At 50.4% G+C, this 3,267-nt stretch carries 1 protein-coding gene; it reads right to left on the reverse strand.

Features of this window, described 5'->3' with window-relative positions; translation table 11 throughout:
* Window positions 1-987 precede the first annotated feature (987 nt).
* On the reverse strand, window positions 988-3,267 hold a 2,280-nt coding region (locus MYY08_RS18650; RefSeq protein ID WP_288015468.1), incomplete at its 5' end, for a prophage tail fiber N-terminal domain-containing protein.

Here is a 3,267-nt window from a genome sequence, read left to right on the forward strand (position 1 = left end):
GCGCTGTGACAGTTTCTCAATGTAATAAAACTTAGGCATTTTTTCTTCTCTATTTATTGTTGTGACAATTAAACGTAGTCACAAAATAAAATTTGGTACTAAAGTTTTACCTATTGTAGTGATAGGAAGCACTTAACAAGCCGTGTAAGCGCATGGCGTACGCCTCTCCCCACCGCCTGGGATGTCTCGCAAAACGGGCCGCCTGCCAGCGCTTTACCTGGTCTTAGCGGCTGCGTAACCGGGCATTGCTCTCTTTTTTTGTCTTTTAATCCCGGTTAATCAGTACCATGCAAATCGTTTGCAGCCTAATCACCGGCTTCAGCGCCTTTATCTCATCTTCCCTGTTTATATGACAGATGAGTGATTGTGGCTCCAGAGACAGACTAAACGCCATACAAAATGCGAAACATCCATTACATCTGCAGTAGTCGAATGATCCCGCTATAAACGGGGCCTGATAAGCATACTGAACAAAATTTCGGCTACTCTCTTCTCATTTTTGCGCAAAGCCATTAATTCAGCGTTTACTCTTACAGAGAGTCCATAGCCTCCCACTTAGCTTAAACATAAAAAAGACGTTACTCAGAATGTCAGGCAAAGCCAACGTGCAGATAAAGGAAGAAGAGATTAGAGTTTGTGTCATTAACAGGAAAATTCAAAAGAGACTGGCATGAATTCCTTCGCTATAAAGTTATGCTAAGCAACAAACCTTTCTCATGCACCAGAGCGATCCATCGTGTAATAAAATACTCTAACAAAAGGTATTCCTTTTGGTGGATAACTACCAGATTTAGCAAGGACAGTGGTAATGTCAAAGTAAAGCTGCGCAAAAACCAGGGTGAAAAACAGCCGTCATGCAATACGCATTCTAATGAAATTTAATATGATTGCTTCATTATAAAAACTAAGCCGTTATGACAGCTCGAATAAAAAGCCCCGTCAATCTCAGCGAGGCTGCAAAAATTATTAATTACGCGTAATAAAAATTCATTGTTCGATTATCTCCTGTTGCACTGGCATGATTTTTTCCCCACCGACCAGGGGTACCCAGCCGCTGCCAGGCTGACCGCCTGCGGCCACATACTGAGCTGCCCCTGTGCTGACAACCCGGCCAGGCCATTTGTGCTTTACATTCAGGGGTGAATTGATATTACTCAGCGATTCGTCTGTATACACAAAATCAACGGTCAGCGCGTTGCCGTCAAAAAACCAGTCGCTTAGTCCTATATTGCCGGTCGTGTCTGAGTTGATACGCACCGCCAGCGCCGCGTCGCTGTTGCTGATACAGCCTGTTATTTTGATTGAGCGGGTCTTGTTGAGCGACACGGCATATTTTGTCGCATCCAGCATACAGCCCTGCAGAATAACGCTGTCCATGTTGAACAGGGACAGCGCCGTATCACCGGCGCTCTGATAAGTACAACTGCGGGCAATCCAGCGGCCATTGATCCCGGTGTCCATTGTCACGCACTGGGAAGATGTGTTTACCGCGCCATCAATATCGTAAACGGTCGGGATAAATCCCGTCTGGCCTGTTGCCCCGATAAACCGGTGCCCATTCTCTGTACCATCGATTTTTACGCCACGCATGCGCAGCAGCTTTGGCCGTAGCAGATAAGTGGCGTATTTGTTCCCCGCGCAGAAAAGCGAAGCTTTCAGATCAATAATATGCTCGCCCGTCTGGGTGGCAATCGCAAACCCGTACCCCTGTGCCCCTTTAGCGAACGTGACGCGGTCGTTGATGGTCACGTTTGTATTGAAGTTGACCGCCCCGATGGCGGCCCGGATAGGGTTCCATTTTGCGCCTGCGGTGCTGCCCGGATTGTCCCAGAAAATCTGATTGCTGGTTTCCACGTTCGTACACTGAATAACGGCTACGGCCCACCATGTTGCGCCGCCGGCTGAGATATTGCCGGTCATCAGCCCGTTGGTAATGCCCTCCATAACAAAGTGCCTCCGAAAGGGCCCACGCGCGTAGTTGCCAATCATCAGCGTGTGGCATCCGTCAATATCGCGCACGTTCGCCGGTTTCGACACCGGGTATTCCGCCTGAAACGCTATGCGCGCGTCCTCGCCCGCTTTGCACGTTGCATGGTTTCCCATGATCACCGTACTGCTGCCCCATATCGTAACGGCGTCGCCGCGATCTTCGCCATAGCTGCTGGTCAGCGCCCCTTCCCCGTCGCCCGCGCCGATAACATCGATAAATCGGTTGAAGGTGATTTTTGTGTGCGCCGGGGCATAAACCGAGGTGGCCAGTACGCCGCTTTGCTGATTAATCAGCGTCGAGTTATTCACATGACAGTCGTCTGCGCGAATTTCTATTGCACACTGCCGTCCGCCCGTCTGCGCTTTCAACAGCAGCGGATTGGTTATCAGCATGCCATCAACAATGCAACGTGGATGCGCCAACGCCAGCAGTGCTTTATTCTTCATTGCGTTGCCAACCGGGCGCAACTCACCCATCCCCGTGGCGCTGATCTCCTGCCCCGCGCCGCCGGTCATTACCGTTGCGGCGCAGTTCACTATGGTATCGAGCACCACGTATTTGTATGTGTTCAGCATCGCCTGTAGCGCTGAGCTGTGATCTGTAGTCAAATCCGTCTCATCATCCGGCCCGAATCCGATCCCACGCGACGACGTAGTGGCACCGTGACTATCCAGCACGTTAGCAATCGTCGTTGCACCGTGCCCCGCTATTTCTGAGCCATCCGTTACCAGTTTTTCAGTCAGTTTTTCAGTCTCCGCCTGTGCCGCAGCACTTGCGCCAGCGGCGGCCTGCTGCGCCTTAGCCGCCGCTGCCTCCGCGTCTTTTGTTAGCTGCGCGGCGTTGTTGGCAACCTCACGCGTTTCACTGAGAATTTCTTGCATAGCCTGCAGGACGCATGTCTGAGCTTCATCGGGCTGGGATGCGACCAGATATTCGTTTAATGTGCCCGGCTGGCTGTCGGCGAAAATATGGATTAAGCCAAGCTCTTTACGCTGCCACCGCTGGTCAACTTCGCAAACGCTGTAGATATTCGGCACCAGGCTAATCTTATAAAAAGCATTTTCGTTAGTTGTGGTTGACACCTCGCTTTGTCGTTGGTTCTGGCATGAATTGTTCATGGTAGTGAAATTAAGCGTCACGCATGCCAGAGGGCCAGTTTCAGGGTCCGAATAAACCCCTGAAAGAGTTATCTTAACAGACATGTTTTCTCCATAAAAATTGCCCGGCTGGGGCTGTAAAATGCCTGAATTATCGCCAGTGATGATCAACAAATACAT

This window comes from Mixta sp., assembly GCF_024610815.1.
Taxonomy (GTDB): domain Bacteria; phylum Pseudomonadota; class Gammaproteobacteria; order Enterobacterales; family Enterobacteriaceae; genus Mixta; species Mixta calida.